Source organism: Cryobacterium sp. BB307 (genome assembly GCF_012274275.1).
Classification (GTDB): Bacteria; Actinomycetota; Actinomycetes; order Actinomycetales; family Microbacteriaceae; genus Terrimesophilobacter.
Genome location: NZ_JAANZA010000001.1, coordinates 865,066 through 890,119, shown reverse-complemented (window position 1 = coordinate 890,119; position 25,054 = coordinate 865,066). Strand labels below are relative to the sequence as shown.

21 protein-coding genes, 1 tRNA gene and 1 riboswitch are annotated in these 25,054 nt (G+C 67.8%); of the genes, 13 read left to right on the top strand and 9 right to left on the bottom strand.

Going from position 1 to position 25,054, the window contains the following annotated elements:
• Positions 1-2: 2 nt before the first annotated feature.
• Entirely contained in the window at positions 3-782 is a 780-nt protein-coding gene (gene pstB, locus HGK58_RS04375) for a phosphate ABC transporter ATP-binding protein PstB (protein ID WP_168626288.1), read from the top strand.
• A 446-nt stretch (positions 783-1,228) separates the two neighbouring features.
• Here the strand turns inward: pstB and HGK58_RS04370 are convergent, their stop codons facing one another.
• Positions 1,229-1,855 (bottom strand): DNA-directed RNA polymerase subunit beta, encoded by a 627-nt coding sequence (locus HGK58_RS04370; protein WP_168626287.1) that lies wholly within the window; start codon positions 1,853-1,855, stop codon positions 1,229-1,231.
• 78 nt (positions 1,856-1,933) lie between these two features.
• On the opposite strand from HGK58_RS04370, the gene HGK58_RS04365 reads away from it, so the two are divergent.
• Together HGK58_RS04365 and HGK58_RS04360 are read left to right on the top strand one after the other, a co-directional pair.
• Positions 1,934-2,006: transfer RNA gene (locus HGK58_RS04365), tRNA-Lys, on the top strand.
• Positions 2,007-2,046: 40 nt separating this feature from the next.
• Positions 2,047-3,021 (top strand): calcium/sodium antiporter, encoded by a 975-nt coding sequence (locus HGK58_RS04360; RefSeq protein ID WP_168626286.1) that lies wholly within the window; start codon positions 2,047-2,049, stop codon positions 3,019-3,021.
• Between the two features lie 492 nt (positions 3,022-3,513).
• On the opposite strand, the gene HGK58_RS04355 is transcribed toward HGK58_RS04360, so the two are convergent.
• Entirely contained in the window at positions 3,514-4,572 is a 1,059-nt protein-coding gene (locus HGK58_RS04355) for a VIT1/CCC1 transporter family protein (RefSeq protein WP_349236125.1), read from the bottom strand.
• Positions 4,569-5,498: an aldose 1-epimerase family protein gene (locus tag HGK58_RS04350; protein ID WP_168626285.1), complete on the bottom strand. Its 930-nt coding sequence runs from the start codon at positions 5,496-5,498 to the stop codon at positions 4,569-4,571. Before HGK58_RS04350 ends, HGK58_RS04355 begins: the two co-directional genes overlap by 4 nt.
• A 27-nt stretch (positions 5,499-5,525) precedes the next feature.
• Here HGK58_RS04350 and galT point away from each other — a divergent pair, with 27 nt between their 5' ends.
• Genes galT through HGK58_RS04335 form a run of 3 tightly spaced genes read left to right on the top strand, consistent with a single transcriptional unit; the run spans position 5,526 to position 8,595 of the window.
• Positions 5,526-6,629, top strand: coding sequence for a galactose-1-phosphate uridylyltransferase (gene galT, locus HGK58_RS04345; RefSeq protein ID WP_168626284.1), 1,104 nt, complete (start codon positions 5,526-5,528; stop codon positions 6,627-6,629).
• A complete protein-coding gene (gene galK, locus HGK58_RS04340) occupies positions 6,626-7,786 on the top strand; it encodes a galactokinase (protein WP_168626283.1) in 1,161 nt (386 codons plus the stop codon). The genes galT and galK overlap by 4 nt, the downstream gene beginning before the upstream one ends.
• Before the next feature lie 47 nt (positions 7,787-7,833).
• Entirely contained in the window at positions 7,834-8,595 is a 762-nt protein-coding gene (locus HGK58_RS04335) for a hypothetical protein (RefSeq protein ID WP_168626282.1), read from the top strand.
• Here HGK58_RS04335 and HGK58_RS04330 read toward each other — a convergent pair.
• Together HGK58_RS04330 and glyA are read right to left on the bottom strand one after the other, a co-directional pair.
• Positions 8,580-9,470 (bottom strand): bifunctional methylenetetrahydrofolate dehydrogenase/methenyltetrahydrofolate cyclohydrolase, encoded by an 891-nt coding sequence (locus HGK58_RS04330; RefSeq protein ID WP_168626281.1) that lies wholly within the window; start codon positions 9,468-9,470, stop codon positions 8,580-8,582. The genes HGK58_RS04335 and HGK58_RS04330 overlap by 16 nt on opposite strands.
• A gap of 25 nt (positions 9,471-9,495) precedes the next feature.
• Positions 9,496-10,800, bottom strand: coding sequence for a serine hydroxymethyltransferase (gene glyA / locus HGK58_RS04325; protein WP_168626280.1), 1,305 nt, complete (start codon positions 10,798-10,800; stop codon positions 9,496-9,498).
• A gap of 25 nt (positions 10,801-10,825) precedes the next feature.
• A riboswitch (ZMP/ZTP riboswitch) is annotated at positions 10,826-10,909 on the bottom strand.
• A 47-nt stretch (positions 10,910-10,956) separates the two neighbouring features.
• On the opposite strand from glyA, the gene purU reads away from it, so the two are divergent.
• From purU to nagA, 3 genes are read left to right on the top strand one after another with little or no spacing between them, the layout of a single operon-like run.
• The gene (purU, locus tag HGK58_RS04320) at positions 10,957-11,826 is read left to right on the top strand and encodes a formyltetrahydrofolate deformylase (protein ID WP_349236124.1); all 870 of its coding nucleotides are present in this window, start codon (positions 10,957-10,959) and stop codon (positions 11,824-11,826) included.
• A 25-nt stretch (positions 11,827-11,851) separates the two neighbouring features.
• Entirely contained in the window at positions 11,852-12,220 is a 369-nt protein-coding gene (locus tag HGK58_RS04315; RefSeq protein WP_168626278.1) for a YrdB family protein, read from the top strand.
• On the top strand, positions 12,217-13,365 hold the full coding sequence (gene nagA, locus HGK58_RS04310) for an N-acetylglucosamine-6-phosphate deacetylase (protein WP_168626277.1): 1,149 nt from the start codon (positions 12,217-12,219) through the stop codon (positions 13,363-13,365). Before HGK58_RS04315 ends, nagA begins: the two co-directional genes overlap by 4 nt.
• A 50-nt stretch (positions 13,366-13,415) precedes the next feature.
• On the opposite strand, the gene HGK58_RS04305 is transcribed toward nagA, so the two are convergent.
• The gene (locus HGK58_RS04305) at positions 13,416-16,679 is read right to left on the bottom strand and encodes a S8 family serine peptidase (RefSeq protein ID WP_349236123.1); all 3,264 of its coding nucleotides are present in this window, start codon (positions 16,677-16,679) and stop codon (positions 13,416-13,418) included.
• 303 nt (positions 16,680-16,982) lie between these two features.
• On the opposite strand from HGK58_RS04305, the gene HGK58_RS04300 reads away from it, so the two are divergent.
• Positions 16,983-17,426: an Hsp20/alpha crystallin family protein gene (locus HGK58_RS04300; protein ID WP_168626276.1), complete on the top strand. Its 444-nt coding sequence runs from the start codon at positions 16,983-16,985 to the stop codon at positions 17,424-17,426.
• A gap of 66 nt (positions 17,427-17,492) precedes the next feature.
• Here the strand turns inward: HGK58_RS04300 and HGK58_RS04295 are convergent, their stop codons facing one another.
• The gene (locus HGK58_RS04295) at positions 17,493-18,707 is read right to left on the bottom strand and encodes an NADP-dependent isocitrate dehydrogenase (RefSeq protein ID WP_349236122.1); all 1,215 of its coding nucleotides are present in this window, start codon (positions 18,705-18,707) and stop codon (positions 17,493-17,495) included.
• 144 nt (positions 18,708-18,851) lie between these two features.
• On the opposite strand from HGK58_RS04295, the gene HGK58_RS04290 reads away from it, so the two are divergent.
• From HGK58_RS04290 to HGK58_RS04280, 3 genes are all read left to right on the top strand, one after another.
• The gene (locus tag HGK58_RS04290; protein WP_168626275.1) at positions 18,852-19,304 is read left to right on the top strand and encodes a GNAT family N-acetyltransferase; all 453 of its coding nucleotides are present in this window, start codon (positions 18,852-18,854) and stop codon (positions 19,302-19,304) included.
• Entirely contained in the window at positions 19,301-19,633 is a 333-nt protein-coding gene (locus HGK58_RS04285) for an MGMT family protein (RefSeq protein WP_349236121.1), read from the top strand. Before HGK58_RS04290 ends, HGK58_RS04285 begins: the two co-directional genes overlap by 4 nt.
• Positions 19,634-19,737: 104 nt before the next feature.
• Complete coding sequence (locus HGK58_RS04280) at positions 19,738-21,171, top strand: alpha-amylase family protein (RefSeq protein WP_168626274.1); 1,434 nt, start codon at positions 19,738-19,740, stop codon at positions 21,169-21,171.
• A 136-nt stretch (positions 21,172-21,307) separates the two neighbouring features.
• Here HGK58_RS04280 and HGK58_RS04275 read toward each other — a convergent pair whose 3' ends face one another.
• On the bottom strand, positions 21,308-23,113 hold the full coding sequence (locus HGK58_RS04275) for an ABC transporter ATP-binding protein (RefSeq protein WP_168626273.1): 1,806 nt from the start codon (positions 23,111-23,113) through the stop codon (positions 21,308-21,310).
• Positions 23,110-24,930 (bottom strand): ABC transporter ATP-binding protein, encoded by a 1,821-nt coding sequence (locus HGK58_RS04270; protein WP_168626880.1) that lies wholly within the window; start codon positions 24,928-24,930, stop codon positions 23,110-23,112. Before HGK58_RS04270 ends, HGK58_RS04275 begins: the two co-directional genes overlap by 4 nt.
• Between the last annotated feature and the right edge of the window lie 124 nt (positions 24,931-25,054).

Sequence of the window (25,054 nt, the reverse complement as noted above, 5' to 3'; positions counted from 1 at the left end):
ACTTGTCCAAGCGCATTGAAGTACGCGACCTCGACGTCTACTACGGCAAGTTCAAGGCCGTGGAAGGCGTGACCCTGAACATCGAGCCGCGCAGTGTGACCGCGTTCATCGGTCCGTCCGGTTGCGGCAAGTCGACATTCATCCGGACTCTGAACCGGATGCATGAGGTCATCCCCGGCGCCTACGTGGACGGCGAGGTGCTCATCGACGGCGCGAACCTGTACCAGGCGGGCGTCGACCCGGTGCTCGTACGTCGGCAGGTGGGCATGGTGTTCCAGCGGCCCAACCCGTTCCCGACGATGTCGATCCGCGAGAACGTGCTGGCCGGCGTGCGGCTGAACAACCGGAAGATGGCGAAGTCGGACTCCGACGACCTGGTCGAGCAGTCGCTGCGGGGCGCCAACCTGTGGAACGAGGTCAAGGACCGCCTTGACCGTCCCGGCTCCGGCCTCTCGGGCGGACAGCAGCAGCGTCTGTGCATCGCGCGGGCGATCGCGGTCTCCCCCGACGTGCTGCTGATGGACGAGCCCTGCTCGGCGCTCGACCCGATCTCGACCCTCGCGATCGAGGACCTGATCGAGGAACTGAAGACCGAGTACACGATCGTCATCGTCACGCACAACATGCAGCAGGCATCCCGCGTCTCCGACCGCACCGCGTTCTTCAACATCGCCGGCACGGGCAAGCCGGGCAAGCTCATCGAGTACGACGACACCGCGACCATCTTCTCGAACCCGAGTGTTCAGGCCACTGAGGACTACGTCTCCGGCAAGTTCGGCTGATCCGCCGCCTTCCGACGACGTTTGTGCCACGCGACGGCGAACATCCGGCGTCGGATGGCACAAAGCTCGTCGCGACTGGGCGGAGGTGCGCCTACCGCAAGGGTTTGTGCCATAGGCAAGGGAACGTTCGCTTGCTTTTGGCACAAAGCCTTGCAGACACTCACCGTGCGCGGATGGCGTGCGATGCCGGAGAAGAAGTTGGCGGGCCGCAGAACGCCTCTCGGCGCGAGGCCGCTCGAAGCGGCGAATTGTGGAGCCCGGGGTTACTGCGGCCCGGCCACAGAAGAGTCTAACGGCCGCCTCGGTCCGAGTATTCCGAGAGCCCGTTTTCCAACGTCTTTCCCAGAACCGCGTCGGTTAACCCGTTTCAAGGAGATCCGGGCGCTCCGGTGGGCCGGCACAAGCATCCGGAGCCACAACGCTCCGAATCTCCTTGAGACGGGTCCTCAGTCGAGGGAGCCGGAGCGCCACAGGCGCGCGCATCCGGTGAGTTCCTGGGCGGTCTGGGAGAAGCGCAGCGCCTTCGTGGTGAGTGCGCTCGCGCGCTCCGGCTCGGTGTTCTCGAGGTCGTCGGCGATGCTCGCAGCCCCCGCAGAGCTGATCCTGCAGAACGCGGCGGCGCGCTCCAGTGCGACCGCGAAGTCTCCCTCGAACAGCCCGCGCAGGATGCGGTCGGCCAGCTCGATGATCTGCTCCGGCCCGGTCGGCGCGGTCGCACCGGCGACAACCTCGTCGATCCCGGCATCCTCGTCGACGCCGCGCTGGTATAGCAGGCTCGAGCCCTGCGGGTCCTGCCGTATGAGCGCGCGCATCAGGTAGATCCTCCACAGCGCGCCGGGCAGGCTGCGCGCGCTCGAGCGCGACCACAGCTCGGCGATAGCGTCGATGCCGTGCTCGTCGGTGAATGCGACAAGACGGTCGACGACCGCGGCATCCGGATGTTCACGCACGCGCGAGAGCAGCGCCTCCGCCGTCTCGTGCGCGACGCGGCTGATGTGGGCAGGGTCGTCCCCGCCCTGCAGGTACTCGAACACCTCGCCCGGGAACTTGGTCGGCTTGTGGAACTGGCTCATCGCCGACAGCCTACTTCGGCAGCCTGAGCACGGATCGGTGTGGCCGAGCGGATACGACGCTGTAGATTTGAGGCGTACGGGCCTCTAGCTCAGTTGGCAGAGCAGCGGACTTTTAATCCGCGGGTCGTGGGTTCGAGCCCCACGGGGCCCACCGACCACTTCCTCCCCGACAGCACCCCTACAATCGGGCCATGTTGGCGCTCGGGCTCTTCCTGCTCGGGCTCGCCGTGCTCATCGTCGGCTCGGAACTGCTCGTGCGGGGCGGCTCTCGCATCGCCGCGATGCTCGGCATCTCCCCCATCGTCGTCGGCCTCACCGTCGTCTCCATCGGCACCAGCTTTCCGGAGCTCGCGGTCGGCATCGAGGCGGCCATCCAGGGCAACGGCGCCATCGCGGTCGGCAATATCGCCGGAACCAACATCGTCAACCTGCTGCTGATCCTCGGTCTCGCAGCCGTGCTGCGTCCGTTGAAATTCGAACTCACAACCCTCCGTCTCGACCTGCCATCCATGGTCATCGCCGCACTCACCCTGCTGTTCATGGGCTTCGACCTCCAACTCAGCCGGGCCGAGGGCATCATCATGGTGCTGCTCGCGATCGGTTACACGGCGCTCGTCGTGAAGAGCGCGCGAGTGCAAAGCGTCGCCGTCCGGCGCGAGTTCTCGCAGGAGTTCGCCGTCCCGCCGCGGCCGCGCGCCGGCCGCACGGAGTTCTGGACGAATCTGACGGCCCTGCTCGGCGGCATCATCATCATCGTTGTCGGCGCCGACTGGCTGGTCGACGGCGCCGTCGAGCTGGCACGCCTGATTGGCGCTTCGGATGCGTTCATCGGACTCACCGTTGTGGCCATCGGCACCTCGGCGCCCGAGTTGGTCACTGCGATCGTCGCCACCGTGCGCGGCGAGCGCAACATCGCGATCGGCAACCTGATCGGCAGCAGCACGTACAACATCCTGCTCATTCTCGGCATCACAGCGCTGGTGCCGAGCGGCGGTATCCCGGTCAGCCCGTCGCTCGCGTACATCGACATCCCGGTGATGGTTGCGGTGGTGGTCGCGTGCGTCCCGCTGTTCCTCACGAGGCGGGGCATCAACCGGATCGAGGGCTCGGTGATGATCGCGGCGTACTTCGTGTATCTCGCGTACCTGCTGGTGACCCGGATCTGAGGGCTCTCGGCTAGAAAACCCGCGAGTTGCCCACTTCGGCCCCAAAACGACGCGCCAATGGGGCGAGAGTGGGCAACTCGGGGCAATTGGCCACCCGACGGCCTCCTAGGGGTCGGAAAGAGGCCTTCGCGCGCCAGGCAAGGACCCTTTGTGACCCCTCGGGTTCCCATCGACCACCGGGAAGCTTGCGCGGGTCAGAAAGAGGCCTTCGCGCGCCAGGCAAGGACCCTTTGGGCAAGCCTGCTGTGGAGGAGGAGGCAGCAGCGCACTGCTCCGGCGAACCGCGCGAGTTCCGGACATCCGCGGCAGGTGTGCGGGGTGCGGATGTCCGCAACGGGCGCGTCGAGGGTCTCGACAGGCTCGACCACCGAGCGCTCGCGCGGGTCAAACCCCCGCGCGCGGGTCGAATTCGACCCGCGCGGGGCAAGTGCACCCGCGCGTGACTGGTCTCGACAAGCTCGACCACCGGGGAGCTCGACCAGTGAGGGCGGGCTAGCCCAGCAGCGGCCCGACCAGCAGCCCCAGCCCGTACGTCACGGCGGCGGCCGCGTACCCAATCGCCAGCTGCCGCAGCGCACGCTTCAGCGGCGACGCTCCCGACAGCACCCCGACGACCGCACCGGTCGCCAGCAGCGCGATGCCCACCAACACCGCAGAGGTGATGATCGCCGCGAATCCGCCGGCGCCGAACAGGTACGGGATGACCGGGATGATCGCACCGCCGGCGAAGAAGAAGAAGGACGAGATCGCCGCGCGCATCCCGGTTCCGACGACGTCGCTGGAGCGTTCCCGTGCGGAACCCATGTCCGCACCGCCCAGCACGGAGTTCGCCAGCTCCTGCGCCTCGTCGGCTCCCATCCCGCGCGCCCGGTACACCAGCGCGAGCTCGTTCGCGTTCACGTCGAGCTGGGGAATGGCGCCGCGTGAGGCAGGGTCGGGCTCTGATGCGTCCAGCAACTCCCGCTGCGAGCTCACCGAGACGTACTCCCCCGCGCCCATCGACAGCGCACCCGCGAGAAGACCGGCGATGCCGGTGACCAACACGAATTGGGCCGACACGCCCGTCGCGCCGACGCCCAGCACGAGCGCGAGATTGCTCACCAGCCCGTCGTTAGCGCCGAACACGGCGGCACGGAAGGTGCCCGAGATCCGGTTGCGCCCCCGCTCGGCCAGCGCCCGCACCACCTCGCCGTGGATGCGCTCGTCCGCCGCCATGCTCGGCGTCGCATCCCGCTCCGACTCGTACGGCGAGCGCGACTCTGCGCGCTGCGCGAGCGCCAGCACGAACACCGAGCCGAAACGGCGGGCAAACCAGCCGAGCATCCGGGTGCGCAGATCCCCTCGCGTCGACACGGTGCTGGCCTCGTCGCCCAGCAGGGCCACCCAGTGCGCCTCGTGCCGCTTCTCCGCTTCGGCGAGCGCGAGCAGGATCTCCCGCTCCTCGCCCTCCCGCCGCGCGGCGAGGTCGCGGTACACGGCGCCCTCCGCGCGCTCGGCTGCCAGATACCGCTTCCAGCGCCGGATGTCGGCGACAGTCGGTTCCGAAGTCACCCCCGCACCCCCCTGCGAATGCCCCACGCTGCCTCCCAGGATTCATCCGGCTCGAGCCAGCGCACCCCGTCGCCGGAGTTGAACGCGTCCGGCGGCGCCGTCATCGGCTCAATCGCGACCGCCAACCCAGCACCATCCGGCCGCGGGTAGTCGCGGGCGGTGAACGCCTGCACCCAGCCGAACTCCGGCCCCTGCCACAGCTCGGTGTACCGGCCGTCGGGCGCGGTCAACCGGTGATGCGCGATGGCGTCGTCATCGGTGCTCACGGCGCCGAACGCGACATCCAATTGCAGCTCTCCGACCCGGCGGCCGGCGCGCAGGTCATAATCGGTGCCATCGACCGGCACCTCGCGTATCGGGTTCATCCGCTCATCGACCTCGAACAGCGTCGATGCGTCGACGGTGAGGGTGAGCTCTTCGATCGGCGCATCGCCGACCCGGAGGAACGGATGCGCGCCGACCGCGACCGGCGCGGCAGCGTCCGAGCGGTTCAAGAACCGATGCGTCACCGTGATCCCGTCGCCCACGAGCTCGTAGCGCACCGACGTATCGACCACGAACGGGTAGCCCTTCTGCGGATAGATCGTCGCCGCCAGGGCGATCGCGTGCCCCTCCCGCTCTGTCACGCGGTACGGCGTCGACCGCAGCAGCCCGTGGATGGCGTTCCCGCGGTCGGGTTCGGTCAGCGCCAGCTGCTGCGGGGAACCGTGCAGCATCCAGCGTCCGTCCCGGATGCGATTGGGCCAGGGCGACAGCACGATCCCGTTGCCGAACGGCGGCAGGGTCGTGTCCGGGTACGTCTCGGTGAGAGCCTCGCCATCCACCTCCAGCACCCGGAGCGCTGCAGCCAGCTCGGTTATGATTGCCCTCGATTGTCCGCCATCCTGCGATCGAGACAGTTCGAACTGTTCCCCGGTTGCACGCATACCGTCAGCCTAAACGCGGGAGGGTTCGTGTCCGGTATCGCCAAGACCGCCCACGTGCTCGCCGACGGGCGCGAGCTGTTCTACTTCGACGACGCCGACACGACGCTTGACGGCCATCGTTCGATCGACGAGCGGAAGCTCGACCCGCGCCCGGCCACACCGAGGATGCGCCAGGACGTCTTCACCGGCGAATGGGTTTCGATCGCCGACGCGCGCCAGGACCGGGTCGTGCTCCCGCCACCCGACCGGGACCCGCTCGCCCCGCAGAGTCCGGGCAACGCATCCGAGATCCCCGACAACTACGACGTCGCGGTGTTCGAGAACCGGTCGCCCGCCTTCGGCCCGGCCCTGGGGGATCAGTCGGCTCCGGATGCGCTGGCCGAGGTCACCGGGCTCGGTTTGGGTCGTGAGCTCGCGGCCGTCGGCCGCTGTGAGGTGGTGTGCTTCGCGCCCGGCACGAGCGGCTCCCTCGCCGAGCTGAGCGAGTCGCGCGTGCGCACCGTGATCGAGGCGCTCGCGGACCGCACCGCCGCGCTGTCCGAACTGCCCGGCGTGCAGCAAGTCTTCCCGTTCGAGAACCGCGGCGAGCAGATCGGCGTTACCCTGCAGCATCCGCACGGCCAGATCTACGCCTACCCGTTCGTGACACCCAGGACCACCCGCGTGATCCAGTCTGTCGAGCAGTACGGCCCGGACCTGTTCGAGGACCTCCTGGTGTCGGAGCTCGCGTCGGACCGCGTTGTGCTCGCAGGCAGGCACTGGAGCGCGTTCGTCCCCTTCGCCGCACGGTGGCCGCTCGAGGTGCACCTGCTGCCCCACAGGCATGTGCCGGATCTCGCCGAAACCAGCGACGAGGAACGCGACGAGCTCGCCGGCATGTACCGACGCATTCTGCGCGGCCTCGACGCCCTCTATGACACCCCGACGCCGTACATCGCGGCCTGGCACCAGGCGCCCGTGATCAGCCACCGCGGCGAGATCCGGCTCATGCTGCAGCTGGTCAGCCCGCGCCGCGCGGACGACAAGCTCAAGTACCTCGCCGCCTCCGAGGCGACGATGGGCGCCTGGATCGCCGATGTCCCGCCAGAGGCCGCTGCGCAGCAGCTACGAGAAGGGATCGAACGGTCATGAGTGATCTCCGCGACGACGTCAGGGACGGCTTCCGCAACGCGTTCAAGAGCGAACCGGCCGGCGTCTGGTCGGCACCAGGGCGCGTCAACCTGATCGGCGAGCACACCGACTACAACGAAGGCTTCGTGCTGCCGTTCGCGATCGACCGGCGCACCGTCGTGGCCGTCGGCGTCCGCGACGACCGCCGGATGCGCGTGGCGAGCACCTACGCCGACGAGGTCGCCGCGCTCAGCATGGTCGAGCTGCGACCCGGCCAATTGGGTGAGTGGTCGGCGTACCCGCTCGGCGTCGCGTGGGCGCTCGGCGAGTTCGGCGTCGACCTGGGCGCCGTCCCGGGCGTCGACATCTTCATCGACTCGGATGTGCCGGTCGGCGCCGGCCTGTCCTCGTCCGCCGCGGTGGAGTGCGCGGTGGCGATCGCCCTGAACGACGTGTGGCAGCTGGGCCTCGACCGGCAGACGCTCGCCCAGGTGTGTCAGCGCGCCGAGAACGCCGCCGTCGGAGCGCCGACCGGGATCATGGACCAGTACGCAGCACTGTTCGGCAGAAAGGATTCCGCGGTGTTCCTCGACTGCCGCGGGATGGACGCCGAACCGATCCCGCTGGGCTTCGCCGAGGCCGGCCTCGCGATAGCGGTGATCGACACCGGGGTGCAGCACTCCACAGCGGGCGGCGAGTACGCCGAGCGGCGGGAGGCGTGCGAGCGCGGCGCGCGCGAACTGGGCGTGCCGTCGCTGCGCGAGCTCCGGGCGGACCGGCTCGATGAGGCGCGGCAGGTCCTCGACGACGTCACCTTCCGGCGCGTCCGGCACGTGGTCACCGAGAACCAGCGCGTGCTCGACACTGTGCGCACCCTGCGCGAGCGGGGACCGGCGGCGATCGGCCCGTTCCTTGACGACTCCCACCTGTCGCTGCGGAACGATTTCGAGGTATCGACGCCGGAATTGGACCTCGCGGTTGAGACCGCGAACGCGAACGGCGCCCTAGGCGCTCGCATGACCGGAGCCGGTTTCGGCGGCTCCGTGATCGCTCTGGTCCCGAACGACGCGCTGTCACTGTTACGGGTTGCTATCGATGGCGCATTCGCGGAGCACGGCCTCGGGCAGCCTGATACGTTCGTCGTTACCGCGTCTGGTGGAGCGCAACGGGATTTCTGAGCGCCTGCGACGCGATATTCTTCATGTCGAAGACAAGGAGGGGGCGCGTGGCATCATCGCGCGTTTGGGCGGGGATCGCGGCGTTGCTTGTTGCGTCAACTCTGGTGGGTTGCGCGGCTGCGGCAACGGATCCGCTGCCAGCAGAGACGACCCCCGCCGCACCGGTCACCGAGCCATCGGCCAGCGCCGAACCGGAGCCCGTCGCAAGTGACGTGCTGTTCACCCTCGATGCGAAGGTGCGCTCGATCGACGGACGCACCATCGGCATCCGGATGGAAGGCCACCAGCCCGTCGTCTTCGACAACCCGGAAGTCGCCGAGCTGACCGACCAGTACGTCACGGCCTGCGCCGAGGGGACCGGACGCACCCCGATCGACGAGGCCTACCTGCAGCGCTATGGCGCGACCCTCATGCGCGTCGACTTCATCAGCGACACCCCGGGCCTCGAGTTCGCGTCTCCCATCGAACTCTGGTTCGGCAACCCGTACATGGCTCGCGCTGCGATCGGCGGCGCGGTCATCCAGCCCCCGGACATCGACAATTGCTTCGCCGGGTACGCGTGGGCGATCTCCGACAACGCCTACGGCATCGCGAGCTTCGAGTCCCCGAGCGGGGTTCCGGATGACACGCTGTGGCAGCTGGGCAACTACGGCTTCTCGGTGCTGCCGGAAACGAATGCCACCATCGAGTCCTGCACCGCGACCATCACCGAGCTGGGGATGGCATCCGGCCTCGAGGACGTTGACGGCTGGGACCCCAGCCGCGCAGGCACCGGCGTGTTCTGCGGGATCGGTTACGCGGGCGAGTAGCCGAGCGAGCGCTCCGCGATCTCCACGACGTTGCTGAGCAGCATCGCCCTGGTCATCGGGCCGACACCGCCCGGGTTGGGTGAGATCCAGCCCGCGTGATCCGCCACGCCGTCGGCCACATCTCCGGCGACCCGACTGCCGCCCTCGCCGTCCTCAACCCGGCTGACGCCGACGTCGAGCACCACGGCACCGGGACGGATGTGCGCGGACGTGATCAGTCCGGGCACGCCGGCGGCCGCGATCACGACGTCAGCGTGGCGCAGATGCTCGACCAGGTCGACGGTGCCGGTGTGGGTCAGCGTGACGGTGGCGTTGTATTCGCGACGGGTCAGCAATGGGCCGATCGCGCGGCCGACGGTGACGCCGCGGCCGACGACAACGACGTTCTTGCCCGACCAGCTGATGCCGTGCCGCTCGACGAGCTGGATGATGCCCAGCGGCGTGCACGGCAGCGGCGAGTTCAGCGGTTCGCCCACGTTCAGCACCAACCGGCCGAGGTTGGTCGGATGCAGGCCGTCGGCGTCCTTGCTGGGGTCGATCCGCTCGAGCACTGCGTGGGTGTCGAGCTGCGGCGGCAACGGAAGCTGCACGATGTACCCGGTTGTCGCCGGGTCGGCGTTCAGCTCGTCGATGACGTCATCGAGTTGGGCCGCAGTCGTGTCAGCTGGGAGGTCGCGGCGGACCGACTCGATGCCCACCTCGGCGCAGTCGCGGTGCTTGCCGGCGACGTACCACTTGGAGCCGGGATCGTCGCCGACGAGCACCGTGCCGAGGCCGGGCCGCACACCGTTGGCGTGCAGCACCGCGACCCGCTCGCGGAGCTCGTTCTTGATCGCCGCCGCTGTGGCTTTGCCGTCGAGGATGCGTGCGGTCATTGGCTTACTCTCTCGTGCTGCCTTCTCACCACTGCTCGAGGCCGGGGTAGAGCGGGAACGCATCGGTGAGGGTCTTCACGCGGGCGCGGAGACCAGCGACATCCGGATCCGGGCGCAGCGCCGCGGCGATGACGTCGGCCACCTCGGTGAACTCGGGGTCGTCGAAGCCGCGGGTCGCGAGCGCCGGGGTGCCGATGCGCACACCGGAGGTGACCATCGGCGGGCGAGGGTCGAACGGCACCGAGTTGCGGTTGACGGTGATGCCAACTGAGTGCAGCACATCCTCCGCCTGCTTGCCGTCAATGGGGGATTCGCGCAGGTCGGCGAGCACCAGGTGCACATCGGTGCCGCCGGTGAGCACGTCGACGCCGGCCGCACGGGAGTCGTCCGTGGTGAGACTCGCGGCGAGCAGCTTGGCGCCCCGGACGGTGCGCTCCTGGCGGTCACGGAACTCGTCACTGGCGGCGAGCAGGAAGGCGGTCGCCTTGGCCGCGATGATGTGCATGAGCGGGCCGCCCTGTTGGCCGGGGAACACGTTCGAGTTGAGCTTCTTGGCCAGCTCGGTGTCGCGGCTGAGGATGAAGCCGGAGCGCGGCCCGGCGAGGGTCTTGTGCACGGTGCTGGAGACAACGTCGGCGTAGGGCACCGGGTTCGGGTGCAGCCCGGCGGCGACCAGTCCGGCGAAGTGCGCCATGTCGACCCACAGCTTCGCACCCACCTCGTCGGCGATGGCGCGGAACGCCTCGAAGTCGAGCTGGCGCGGGTACGCCGACCAACCGGCGATGATGACCTTCGGGCGGCTCTCGAGCGCCTTGTCGCGCACGACCTCCATGTCGATGCGGAAGGTCTCCGGGTCGACGCCGTAGCTGGCGACGTTGTACAGCTTGCCGGAGAAGTTGAGCTTCATGCCGTGGGTCAGGTGACCGCCGTGGGCGAGCTCGAGGCCGAGGATGGTGTCGCCCGGGTCGGCGATGGCCGAGAGGACCGCAGCGTTGGCCGTGGCACCCGAGTGCGGCTGGACGTTGGCATACTCGGCACCGAACAGCGACTTGGCCCGGTCGATGGCGAGCTGCTCTGCGACGTCGACGTACTCGCATCCGCCGTAATAGCGGCGGCCCGGGTACCCCTCCGCGTACTTGTTGGTGAGCACCGAACCGGCCGACTCGAGCACCGCACGCGGCACGAAATTCTCGCTCGCGATCATCTCGAGGTAGTCGCGCTGCCGACCGAGTTCCTGCTGGAGGACGGCCGCGATTTCCGGATCAACGCTCTCGAGCGGATCGGTGAAGGTGGAGGGTAGACGGGACACGTGTGGGCTCCTCACAAGCATTCTCGGATGTCTTTATAACGGTATCCGTTTCGGCCCAGGCGTACGGCCGATTCGCTTGCTTGTCACTCCCCGGTGGTGCTCCACCCGAACGCCAGTTGCGACCGCGCCAGTCTACTCGCGTGCAGCCGGATGCGCGGCATCCAATACGCTGGATCGGTGGCACTTCTTGACGCGGACGGTCTCACCCACTGGGTCCTGACCCTGGTCTGCAGCGACCGGCCCGGGATCGTGCACGCTGTCAGCGGCGCGATCGTCGAGGCCGGAGGCAACATCACCGAGTCGCAGCAGTTCGCGAGCCTCGACACCGGCCGGTTCTTCATGCGCGTGCAGGTGGAGTCCGCATCCAGTCGCGAGGTGTTCGAGCGCGCTCTCGCCCCGGTCGTCGCCCGGTTCGGCATGCACCTCACCCTCGACGTCGTCGCGCGCCACATGCGCACCCTGGTGCTGGTCTCCAAGGAGGGGCACTGCCTGAACGACCTGCTGTACCGCCAGCGGGCCGGCCACCTGCCGATCGAGGTCCCGCTGGTGCTCAGCAACCACCCGCAGCTCGGCGGCCTCGCCGACTTCTACGGGGTCCCGTTCGAGTCGCACCCTGTGCTCTCCCCCGGGCAGAAGCTCGAGTTCGAGGAGCGCATCCTGGCCGCGGTCGAGCAGTACGACATCGAGCTGGTGGTGCTGGCCCGGTACATGCAGATCCTCTCCCCCGAGCTGTGCGATCGACTCGCCGGACGGGCCATCAACATCCACCACTCCTTCCTCCCCGGGTTCAAGGGCGCGAACCCGTACCGACAGGCTCACGCGCGCGGCGTCAAGCTCATCGGCGCCACAGCGCACTTCGTGACCAGTGACCTCGACGAGGGCCCCATCATCGAGCAGAACGTGGTGCGGGTCGACCACAGCCAGTCGCCGCAGCAGCTCGTCGCGATCGGCCAGGACGAGGAAAGCCGCACTCTCACCCAGGCCGTCAAGTGGTTCGCCGAGAACCGCGTGCTGCTCGACGGGCAGCGCACCATCATCTTCAAGTGACATAGCCCGGACGTAGGCTTGCCTTGTGGCGAGCCCTCCCGAGGATTTCCGACTGACGCCGAACGACGCGCTGAGGTTCCTGCTGGAACTGTTCGCACTCTTCTCGCTCGGACTCTGGGGGTTCAGCGCCTGGCCCCTCCCCTGGCCGGGCATCGGCTTCGGCATCGGGATGCCGCTGGCGGCCGCGGTTCTCTGGGGGCTTTTCCGCTCACCCAAGGCGCGCTTCCCGCTCGGCATCGTAGGCCGAGTAGTGGTGGAGGTCGCCGTCATGGGTTCTGCCGCGGCGGCCTGGTTCGCGATGGATCAGCCGGTCGTCGGCGCCCTGTTCGCCGGCGTTGCGCTCGTCAGCGGCATCATCAACGCGCGCGCCGAACTTGCGAGGCAGGCCGGATGACCATTCTCTTCGAGCACGCCCGGAAGCTCGACGCCGCGGGGCAGGTCGACGACTTCTGGATGCTCGTCGATGGCGACACGATCCTCGCATCCGGAGGCGACGGCATGCCCCCGGATGCCGACGAGACGGTGGACGTCGGCGGCCACTGGCTGGTGCCCGGCTTCATCGACCTGCACGGGCACGGCGGCGGAGGACACTCCTACGACGACGCGGCCGAGGAGATCGCCGCAGGGCTGGCGACCCACCGCGCGCACGGCACTACGCGTTCGGTGGTGAGTCTCGTGGCGAACCCGCTGCCGCGGCTCCTGGAGAGCCTCGCGACCATCGCCGACCTCGCCGATACAGACCCGCTCATCCTCGGCTCCCACCTGGAGGGGCCGTTCCTGTCGCAGCCTCGCCGCGGCGCCCACAACCCCGCCTACCTGCTCGAGCCGCAACCGCTCGAGGTCGAGGAGCTGATCGGCGCGGCACGCGACACGTTGCGCCAGGTGACCATCGCGCCCGAACTGCCCGGCGCGCTGGAGACCATCGACGTGCTCGTCGAGGCCGGCATCGCCGTCTCGGTCGGGCACACCGAGGCCGACTTCGACCAGGCCCGCGAGGCCTTCGACCGGGGGGCGCGCATCCTCTCGCACGCCTTCAATGCGATGCCGGGCATCCACCACCGCGCGCCCGGTCCGGTCGTCGCAGCGTTCGAGGACGAGCGCGTGACGATCGAACTGATCCTCGACGGACTGCACGTGCATCCGGATGTCGCCGGCATGACCTTCCGCTCTGCCCCTGGCCGCATCGCCCTGATCACCGACTCGATGGCCGCCGCCGGGTCGGTCGACGGGGATTACCAGCTGGGGTCACTCAACGTGACCGTGCGGGACGGATTGGCTGTGCTGAGCGGCACCAACACCATCGCCGGCTCGACCCTCACCCAGGATGCGGCACTGCGCTGCGCGGTCGAGCAGGCTGGCGTGCATCCAATCGCCGCGATCACCGCGCTGACCCTCACCCCTGCGCGGACGCTTGGTCTCGAGCACGCATTCGGGTACCTGAAGGCGGGGTTCACCGCGGATGCCGTCATCCTCGACAACGGCTTCAACGTGCGCGGCGTGTGGGCGGCGGGCGCGCCGCTCCTGCCGTTTGCCGCCTGAAGAAACGAACCAGGGCCGGACCCAAATGGACCCGGCCCCGGTTCGCCCGGCTACTTGATGGTCACCGGCGCGGACACCGCCGTGCCCGCGGGTGCCTTGCCCGCGGCCTTCGCTGTGACGACGACCGTGAGTTCCTTACCCCGGTCCTTCGACTTCACCTTGTAGCTTGCGGAATTGGCGCCCTTGATGTCGACCCCGCTCGCTTGCCACTGGTAGGTGAACATCAGCCCGGCCACGTCCCACTCGCCCGGTGAGGCGGTGAGCGTCTTGCCGACCTCCGGTGTGCCGCTGATCGTCGGCGGCACGGTGTTCACCGGCGCCATGGCGTCACCGGTCGTCACGGTGATCGCCGTGAATGCTCCAGTGTCGCCGTAGCTGATCAGCCCGAGGTAGCTCGAGCGCTCCTTCAGCCCGCTCCACGAGGCCGTGTAGGTGACCGGCACACCCTGCTCACCGGCGAGCACCGACGGGGCAAGAGCGAGCGGTGCGCCGCCCGGCGCGACCTCGAACGTCCTCAGGTCGAATGCGGTGTTCGCCGCGGCCGAGTAGAGGTCGACGAGCACGTAGTACGTACCGGCATCCGGGCTAGCCAGGTCGACTCGCTCATCCGCCGAGCCAGTCGCCGACTGCCAGCCGGCGATCGGGGTTCCGGACGCGTCGAGCTGGTAGACGATGAGGTCGAGGTCGGCCGTGTCGTCGAGCGAGTCGAGGTCGAAGCGCGCGAACTGCGTGCCTGCCGCGACATCCACGTAGTACTCGAAGAAGTCACCGGTCGCACCGACACCGGAGTGTCCGGTCTTCTTGCCCTTCAGCACCTGCAGCTCTCCGAGGGTGAGACCGGTGGTGCCGAGCGCGATGTCGCCGGTTCCGCCCGGAGTCACCGACACGTCGAGCGAACCGCGGACACCGGTACCGATGACCTCGCTCGGCGCCACAATCGTCACCGGTCGCACCGCGATGGGCGAGCGGACGACGGTGTCGCCGCTCGTCCAGGCAAGCGCGCCGGTCGCGAACTTGTCGAGCGGAGCATCCGTTCGGTCGAACGTCACGGTGTAGCTCGCAGTCTCACCCGCTGCCCCGAAGGTGAGCGTCGACGGCGAGACAACCGCGTTGATGCCCGGGACCGAGACGGATGCCTCGAACGTTCCGGCCTGGGTGGCCGTCACCGTGCGGGTGATCGTCTCGGCTGCGGTTAGCGACCCGATCGCGATCGAGGCGATGTTCAGGTTGCTCGGGTCGATCGCGTCGACACCGATGTCGTAGCCGATGCCCTGGATGTACGCCAGCCAGTCGGACGTGCCGTTCAGGTAGAGCAGACCCGGCTCGAAGTACTTCGTCGGGTCGGCGTGACCGGCGCCCCGCGCGAACGGGTCGGTGACGGCGTTGCCGCCGGCGTCGACCGTGTTGTACGCGGTGGTCATCATCGCGGACTTGATTTCAGCGGGCGTCGCGTTCGGCGACTTGCCGAGATACAGCGCCGCGAGTCCAGCCACGTGCGGGGAAGCCATCGACGTGCCCGACATGAACGTGAAAGTCGGCTCGCCACCCTCGGCGTTCGCTGCCGAGGCGACGATCGCGACACCGGGTGCCGCAATATCCGGCTTCAGGATGTCGCTGCCGTCAGCCAGCACCGGACCGCGCGAGGAGAAGCCTGCGACGACGGGCGTCGGCGGCTCGATCCCGGTCGTGTTCTCGGGCGTGAGCGTCGCGGTCGCACCCGCGGTCGCCGCGTACGCCATGACCGCGTCGTGGAACTGCGCGTCGAGGTGCACCGACGGAACCGAGTGCTGGTCGAGGTCGATCGAACCCGGGACGACATTCACCTGCACCATGCCGATACCGCCGGCTCTGGCCACTTCGGCCGACTTGTCGACGCGGGCGTTCTCGCCGCGCTCACAGACCACGATCTTGCCGTCGGCGAGCACCGGGTCGAGCGTGCCCGCGAGGCACAGGTTCGGCTTCACCGCACCGGACAGCGCGACGGATGCCGCGAGCACGAGGTCTCCGGCCACCGGCTCGCTGACGGTGATCGAGGCTCCGGCCATCGCGCTGCCGTCGCCGAGGGTGACGGTCGCCTGGTAGCTCGGGATGGTCGTCGCGGCGACCGTGGTGATCCACGGCGAGCCGTGGTCGAGGGTGGATGCCCCCGGCCCGGAGTTGCCGGCCGAGGCGGCCACGAAGACGCCGGCAGCCGCCGCTCCGAGGAAGGCCTGGTCGGTGAGCGAGACGGTGCTGTCGGCAGCGCCGCCGCCGATGGAGAAGTTGATCACGTCGACGCCGTCGGCGACCGCCTGGTCGATACCGGCCAGCAGGTCGGAGGTGGCGCATCCGTCATCGTTGGTGCTTGCCGGGTCCTGGCCGGTCCAGCACACCTTGTAGGCGGCGACCTTCGCGGCCGGCGCGACGCCGGTGAAGGTGCCGTAGTCGGTGCCGGCGACGGAGACCGCGGTGTTCGCGTTGCCCGCCGCGGTGCTCGCGGTGTGCGAGCCGTGGCTGTCGCCGTCGCGGGGGGAGAGGTACTCGCCGAGCGACGTGTTCCCGATGTTGCCCGCGCCGAAGCCTGCGACGAAGTACCGTGCGCCGACCAGCTTGGTGGAGCAGTCGTCGGCCCCGAACTGCACGCCCGCGACACACTCGCCGATGAAGGTGCCGCCGTCGCTCTTCGAGAAGACGATGGAACTGCCATCGAGGTACGGGTCGGATCCCGGGGCGGTGCCGAGCGTGTCGCCCGCGAAGGCGGGGTTCTCCGGCGCGATGCCGGTGTCGAGCACGCCGACGACCACGCCGGCACCCGCGTTGTCTACGCCACCGACGGACTCCCAGACGCCGCCGGGGCCCTCGAGTCCGAGGAACTCGGTCGACGGAACCGCGGTGATGTGCTGGAGCTCATCGAGGGCGAGCGACGCGACGTTCTTGTCAGCGGCCAGCTTCGCTGCCTGCGCCGCGGTCAGGTCGGCCGCGAATCCGTTGAGGGAGAGGGTGTACGAGTAGTCGACGTCGGCTCCGACGGCGTCCGCTACCTCTTTCTGTTTCTTCTTCAGGTGCGCGGTGTACTTCTGGACCGCCCCACGGCCCGGCTTGAGCTGCTCGCCCTTCTTCGGCTGAGTCGGTGCGAACCCATCGACACCGCCCTCGTAGGTGGCGGTGGATGGTTCGACGAGCGTGACGATGTAGCGGCCCGGCTCGAACGATAGCTGACCGTGGCCCCCTATCTCGGTCGGGGCGGCGGCGGCCGTGAACGCGGTTCCGGCAACGATGCCGGATGCGATCAGGGCGGCCGACGCGCACGCGGCGATTGCGCTGCGAATGGTCACAGATGTATCCCTTCTGCGGTGAACAGGGTCGGTGTAGCTGAACAAGGACGGTGTTGCGCCGCAGTCGGGGGCACTGCGAGTGAGTCACACACTAGAGGCTGTCTACCCCCTTTGGGGGGATCCTCGACATTTTCCTTTTCGGCAGCGGTGTCGGCGCACCCTCGAGGCCCCGTGCTTGCTGGAATCCGGGTGAGAAATCTGGCACTCTCCTATGCCGAGTGCTAACATGGATGCCAAGTTGAGCGGTATCGACTCAACATTGGAATGTCATATCCGAAACGCATACAGGGAGTTGATGAAGAAATGGCACTCTACTTCGACCCGTTCCGCGAACTGGATCGAATGGCAACCGAGCTGATGGACCCGCGTCAGGGCCCGCGGATGATGCCCATCGATCTGCACCGCGAGGGCGACCACTACATCCTCGCCGTCGACCTGCCGGGCGTGGACCCGGGCTCGATCGACATCGACGTCGATGGTCAGCTGCTGACCATCCGGGCGGAGAAGACCGGGCGCAGCGGTGACGTGAAGTGGATCGCCAAGGAGCGCGTGTCGGGCTCGTTCCTGCGCCAGCTCAACCTGGGTGATGGGATCGACACCGAGAGCATCAGCGCCAGCTACAACAATGGTGTGCTGAGTGTCGTCATCCCGATCCACGAGAAGGCCAAGCCTCGCAAGATTGAGGTCCAGCGCGGTGAGCGCGAGGGCACGCAGCAGCAGATCAGCCCAAACGTGTCGACATCCTGACGCTTAGCGGCAAAGCAAAGGACCGGCGCCTTTCGGCGCCGGTCCTCTTGCGTTCAAGACAGCGGGCTACGCAGCCATCCGCGCCTTCAAGTTCGCGTCCAGGGTCGCGAGGAACTCCTCGGTGGTCTGGTACTCCTGCTCCGGGCCGACCAGCATCGCGAGGTCCTTGGTCATGTTGCCCGACTCGACCGTCGTGATGACGACGTCCTCGAGTGTGCTGGCGAAGTCGATGAGCGCCTGGTTGTCGTCGAGCTTGCCGCGGTGCGCGAGTCCGCGCGTCCAGGCGAAGATCGAGGCGATCGGGTTGGTGGAGGTCGGCTTGCCTGCCTGGTGCTGGCGGTAGTGACGGGTGACGGTGCCGTGGGCGGCCTCCGCTTCGACGATCTTGCCATCCGGCGTGGTCAGCACCGAGGTCATCAGGCCGAGCGAGCCGAAGCCCTGAGCGACGGTGTCTGACTGCACGTCGCCGTCGTAGTTCTTGCACGCCCAGACGTAGCCGCCCTCCCACTTGAGCGAGGCTGCGACCATGTCGTCGATCAGGCGGTGCTCGTAGGTGAGGCCAGCGGCGTCGAACTGGTCCTTGAACTCGTTGTCGAAGATTTCCTGGAAGATGTCCTTGAACCGGCCGTCGTAGGCCTTCAGGATGGTGTTCTTCGTCGACAGGTATACCGGGTAGTTGCGGGCCAGACCGTAGTTCAGCGAAGCGCGCGCGAAGTCACGGATGCTGGCGTCGAGGTTGTACTGCACCTGCGCGATGCCGTCGCCGGGCGCCTGGAAGACCTCGAACTTCTGCGGCTCCGATCCGTCCTTCGGGGTGAACTCGACGGTGAGCGTGCCCTCGCCGGCGAACCGGAAGTCGGTGGCGCGGTACTGGTCGCCGAAGGCGTGACGGCCGATGATGATCGGCTTGTTCCATCCGGGGACGAGCCGCGGGATGTTGGAGATGATGATCGGCTCGCGGAAGATCACGCCGCCGAGGATGTTGCGGATGGTGCCGTTCGGGCTCTTCCACATCTGCTTCAGGCCGAACTCTTCGACGCGAGCCTCGTCGGGCGTGATGGTGGCGCACTTCACGCCGACGCCGTGCTTCTGGATGGCGTGGGCCGCATCGATGGTGATCTGGTCGTTGGTCTCGTCGCGCTTCTCGATGCCGAGGTCGTAGTACTCGATGTTCAAGTCGAGATAGGGGTGGATCAGGGTGTCCTTGATCTTCTGCCAGATGATGCGCGTCATCTCGTCGCCGTCGAGCTCGACGACCGTGCCAGTAACCGTGATCTTCACTTGAGTGTTGCCCTTCGTAAGACGTCCTGGGCGTGCGGCGTATTCGCTGCGCACACCGCCGACAAGTTTAGCCCCCCGGCCCATATATCTCGACATCGAGATATTCCTTTGGTCTGGTCAGTGCGAAACGCTAGCCTCTTGCCTATGGGCGAATTCCGACTGGAAGAACTGTCAGCGACGAACATTGTGGCCGCGAACAACCTGACTTTGCGACCGGGACAAGAGGCGTTTGTCGTCCCGCCCACCTACGCGATCGCCGACAACTACATCGATCCGACCACCACCTGGCCGCGCGTCGTGCTCGACGGGGACACCGTCGTCGGCTTCATCCGGGGCAATTTCGACCCGGATGCCGCGCAGGAGGAATTCCGTAGCGCCGTCTGGCGCGTGCACGTCGCGGCCGAGCAGCAGGGGCACGGAATCGGCACCTTCGCGGTGCTCGCACTGGCCGACGAGGCCCGCCAGCGCGGGTTCGACCGGCTCACCGCACTGTGGGAGCCCGGCGAGGAGGGCCCGGAGGCGTTCTTCACGAACATCGGCTTCGAGGTCATCGGCGAGACGCAGTACGGCGAGAAGTTCGGCGCCCTGAAGTTGTGACCGAGCAGCGCGACTCGGCAGCGGGCCCAGGTGCAGACTTCGTCTCCCGCGTGATCGACGTCGTCGACTCCATCCCGGCCGGCATGGTGATGAGCTACGGCGATGTGGCCGCCGCAGTCGGGAGCCGCGCGGCGCGCGCCGTCGGCCAGGTGATGGCGCGCTATGGACACGACCTGCCGTGGTGGCGCGTCATCCGGTCAAGCGGCGAGCCACCGCTGTGCCATGAGCAGCGCGCGCTCGAGCACTACCGGGATGAGCACACTCCGCTGCTCTGGCGGGATGACGGCGACTACCGGATCAACCTCCGACAGGCGCGCTACCCGGGCTGAGCACGGTGCGAGTCAGCGTCGACGCTGCCCGGCCCGGTCGCTGCGATACAGTCGTGCAAGCGTTTTCTGGCCGGTCGGTCCGGCACAACACGAAGGGTGTCCGGATGCGACGAAGGAGCACCAGGCTGGTCGCCGCTGCACTGGCGGCGGTGGTGACACTGTCGCTTGTGGCCTGCACGCCGGGAGACCCGACGGTGCCAAGCCCCGCGGGCACGCGAGATGTCGGCATCCAGCTGTTCCAATGGAACTGGAACTCGATCGCCACCGAATGCATCGACGTGCTCGGCCCGGCCGGCATCTCCTGGGTGCTGACCAGTCCCCCACAAGAGCACATCACGGGCCCGGAATGGTGGACCAGCTACCAGCCGGTGAGCTACCAGGTCGAGTCGCGGCTCGGCACGCGCGAGGAGTTCGCGGCGATGACCGAGACGTGTGCGGATGCCGGCGTCGAGATCATCGCCGACGCGGTGATCAACCACATGACCGGGCAGGATGCGCCGGGCACCGGATGGGCGGGCAGCGCGTTCGAACACTACGATTACCCCGGCATCTACGGCGAAGCCGACTTCCACCACTGCACCGACACCGCATCCGGGGACATCCTGGACTACAACGACGCCGATCAGGTGCAGAACTGCGAACTGCTGAACCTCGCCGACCTCGCGACCGAGACCGACCACGTGCGCGAGACGCTGACGGCCTACCTGCTCGACCTGCTCGACCTCGGTGTCGCCGGCTTCCGCATCGACGCGGCCAAGCACATGCCCGCGGAAGACGTCAAGGCGGTCGTCGACGCGCTGCCTGACGGAACCCGGATCATGCAGGAGGTCATTCGGGCTTCTCTTGAGCCGATCACGCCAGAGCAGTATGTCGGGAACGGTCAGGTGTTCGAGTTCACGTTCGCCCGCGACCTGAAGTCGATGCTCGATTCGGCGTTCATCGAAACCGCGGACAGGGTCGGGCCGCAGTACGCACAGCTCGCGTCAGAGGACGCCATCGTCTTCGTCACCAACCACGACACCGAACGCAACGGCGAGACGCTCTCGTACCGCGACGGGGACGCCTACCTGCTGGCGAACATCGCGATGCTCGCCCAGCCGTATGGCACGCCCGTGCTGTACTCCGGGTATCCGTTCGAGGACCGCAATCAGGGTCCGCCGCAGGATGCCGACGGTCGCGTCCAGGATGTCGACTGCGACAGTGGACAGTGGGAGTGCCTGCAGCGTTGGGCGCCGATCGAGCGGATGCTGGCCTGGCGCAGCGCGGTGGGCGACGCCGCCGTGCAGGACGTCGTGAAGGAGGACGGCGTGTGGGCGTTCTACCGCGGCGAGCTCGGCTTCGTTGTGCTGAACTCGAACACCGAGCCGTACGAGGCGGAACTGCCCACCTCGCTCGTTCCCGGGCGCTACGTCGACGCGATCACCGGACTCGAGGCGATGGTGCACCCGGATGGCACCGTGAACGTCAGTGTCGCGCCGCTGTCGGCGCTGGCCATCGACGTCTCCACCTGGATGTCCACCGCGGGCCGCAACCCCTGACTTAACCCGTCTCGGTGGTCGAGCTACCGAGCCCCGCCTTGCGCGTGCACCGAGTTGCCCACTTCGGCCCCACTTTTCGGCCGAAATAGGGCCGAAGTGGGCAACTCGGCGAGAGGTCGGGCCAGGACAGCGACGGTCAGACGAGGGAGTCGCGCCAGGCCGCGTGCATCTTCGAGAACTTCCCGGTGCCGGCGATCAGCTCGGCCGGCGCCCCGTCCTCGACGATGCGGCCGTGCTCCATCACGAGCACCCGGTCGGCGATCGCGACGGTCGACAGCCGGTGCGCGATGATCACCGCGGTGCGGTCCGCGAGCAGGGTCTGCAGGCCCTCCTGCACGAGTCGCTCGCTCGGGATGTCGAGCGACGCGGTCGCCTCGTCCAGGATCAGCACCACCGGGTCGGCGATGAATGCCCGGGCGAACGAGATCAGCTGGCGCTGGCCGGCAGATACGCGCCCGCCGCGCTTGTTCACGTCGGTGTCGTAGCCATCCGGCAGTCCCGCGATGAACGTGTGCGCGCCCACCGCCTTGGCCGCCGCGACGATCTCCTCGCGCGTCGCCTCCGGCTTGCCGAGCGCGATGTTGTCCGCCACGGTGCCGGAGAACAGGTATGCCTCCTGCGTCACCATTACGATCGCGCGCCGCAGGTCCTTCGGATGCAGCTGGCGAAGGTCAACGCCGTCCAGCGACACTGCTCCCGCGGTCGGGTCGTAGAACCTCGAGATGAGCTTCGCGAGGGTCGACTTGCCCGCTCCGGTCGAGCCGACGAGGGCGATGGTCTGCCCCGCGGGGATCTCGAGGTGGAAGGTCGGCAGCACAACGCGGTCCACCTTGTAGGCGAACTCCACGCCTTCGAAAGCCACCCGACCCTTCGCCTCCCAGAGGTCGATCGGGCCGGTGGGATCCGGAACGCTCGGCTTCTCCTCGAGCACGCCGGAGATCTTCTCCAGCGCCGCCGACGCCGACTGGTAGGAGTTGTAGAACATCGCGAGCTCTTCCGCCGGCGCGAAGAAGGAGCGCGTGAACAGGAGGGCCGTGAGCAGCCAGCCGATTGCCAGGTCGCCCTCCGCAACACGCAGGCCGCCGACCAGCAGCACCGCCGCGAGCGTAACGTTGCCGATCAGCACCAGTGCCGGGTCGTACGTGCCGAACAGGTTGATCGCGCGCACGTTCGCGTCCCGGTAGTCCTCGACGAGCCCGGCGAACTCCTTCTCGTTGCGCTTCTCCTTGCGGAACGCCTTCACAGCGCGGATGCCCGTCATCGACTCGACGAAGTGCACGATGACGCGCGCCGAGGTGGTGCGGGTCTCACGGAACACCTTCGAGGAGCGCACCTGGAACCAGCGCGACAGGATGCCGAGCGGCACCAGCGATGCGAGCAGGACGAGCCCCGAGACCGGGTCGGCCACGAACATCGCGATGACGATGAACAGCATGTACAGGCCGCCCTGAATGAGCTGGCCCACCCCAGAGTCGAGCAGTTCGCGCAGCGAGTCCAGGTCGCTTGTCTGGCGCGCGATGATGCGGCCGGACGTGTAGTTCTCGTGGAACTCGAGGCTCAGCCGCTGGGTGTGCAGGAACACGCGCTTGCGCAGCTCGAGCAGGATCTCCTGGCTGATGCGCGCGACCAACACGGTGTACCAGGCGATGAGCAGCGCGCCGGTGAGCCCGGAAAGCAGGTACACGATGATGATGCCGGCCAGCGGCAGCCAGTCCTGGTCGAGCAGCGCCGGCAGGCCCTCGTTGATGCCGAGACCGATGAGGATCGGACCGAGCACCTGAGCGCCCGTGCTGACGATGATGACGATCCCCGTGAGCGCGACCTTGCCCCACATCGGCTGCAGCAGCGACTTCAGCAGCGCGAAGGAACGCGCCCGGATCTGCCGGTGCTCTGCCTTCGTGTAGTCCTTGCGGTCTTCCCCCGCGACGCCGACGACACTCACGGTCCGACCTCCGATCCGGTCCGGCCTGCGCTGCCGGGGTTGATGATGGGCACCGACATCGTTTGCGGTGCCGGCTCCTGGCGGGCCGCCTCAGCGGCCTCCTCGACTTCGAGGCTGGAGATCACGAACCGGTAGTGCTCGCTGGTGGCGAGCAGGTGCCCGTGGGTGCCCACCGCCGTCACGCGGCCGTCCTCGAGCAGCGCGACACGATCGGCCAGCATGACCGTCGACGGGCGGTGCGCGACGATCAGCGCCGTTGTGGACGCCAACACCTGCCGCAGCGCAGCCTCGACGAGCGCCTCGGTGTCGACATCGAGCGCCGACAGCGGGTCGTCGAGCACGAGCACAGATGGCTTCGCGGCCACCGCGCGGGCAAGCGCGAGCCGCTGCCGCTGCCCGCCGGACAGGCTCATGCCCTCCTCGCCGACCTTGGTGTCCAGCCCATCCGGAAGCTCGTAGACGAAGTCGGCCTGCGCGATCTGGAGCGCCTCGGCGAGGTCGTCCTCGGTGGCCTCTGGCCGTCCGAGCAGCACGTTCTCGCGCACCGACGCGGAGAACAGCGTCGCGTCCTCGAATGCCATCGCGATGTGGCTGCGCAGTTCGGTGCGAGTGAGATCCCGGATGTCGACCCCGTCCAGCAGGATGCGGCCGCCGGTGACGTCGTAGAGCCGCGTGGTGAGTGCGGTGAGCGTGCTCTTGCCGCTGCCGGTCAGGCCGACGAGCGCCATGGTCTCGCCCGGCTCCAGCTCGAGGTCGATGCCGTCGAGCAGGTCGCCGGTGTGCTCCGGCGTGTCCTGATAGCGGAAGTGCACGTCCTCGAACACCAGCCGGCCCTCGGGGTTCTCGATCGTCTTCGGGTTCTCCGGGTCGGTGATGGTGTTCTGGGAGTACATGACCTCGAAGAACCGGTCGGATGCTGTGCGCGTGTCGAACGTCATCGACAGCAGGAAGCCGATCGACTCCACGGGCCAGCGCAGCACCGTCGCGGTGGCGAAGAACGCGACCAGCTCACCGACCGAGATCTCGCCATTCGCGGCGAACCAGACCCCCGCGAGCAGGCAGATGGCGAAGGTGACGTCCGGCACGAGCAGCAGCCACAGCCAGATGCCGGCGATCGCCTTGGCCTTCTTGAGCTCGGTCTCGCGCAGGTGTTCTGCCTGCTTGGCGAACTTCTGCAGCGCGTGCTTGCCGCGACCGAACGCCTTGAGCACCCGGATGCCGTGCACCGACTCCTCGACAGTGGTCGCCAGGTCGCCGCCTTGGTCCTGGCTCTGCCTGGCGATCGACGAGTACTTGTTCTCGAACACGAAGCCGTAGATCCACAGCGGGATCGACAGGACGAAGAACAGGAGGCCGAGCATCCAGTTGATCGTGACGAGCACGACAATGCCGACGAGGATCGTCAGGATGTTGACCACCAGCAACACGAGCCCGAACGAGAACCAGCGGCGGATCAGGTTGAGGTCGCTCATGGCGCGCGACAGCAGCTGGCCGCTGGGCCAGCGGTCGTGGAAGGCGACAGGCAGGTCCTGGAGCTGCGTGTACAGCGAGTTGCGCATCCGCGCCTCGATACGCGTGCCGGGCTGCAGCACGAACCAGCGGCGGAACCAGATCATGACCGCCTCAATCACGCCGAGCGCGAGAACGATGATGACGGGGAGCCAGATCTCGTCGGATTCGCCGTCCTGCAGCGGCCCATCGACCAGGGCCTGCAGCACCTGCGGGATCGCGAGCGCGACCAAGGCAGCGATCATGGCCGCGACCATGCCGAGGTAGATGCGCGGCATCGCCGGCTTCGCGTACGGGTACACCCGCATGATCGAACGTACGGTTCCGAGCCTCTTCTTGCCCGATGCGTCTGTAGACACGAAAGTTTCCTTGCAGATTGATGGCGCGCCTCATGAGCGCTCACGACCGCCATGGTCGAACGACACGTGCCAG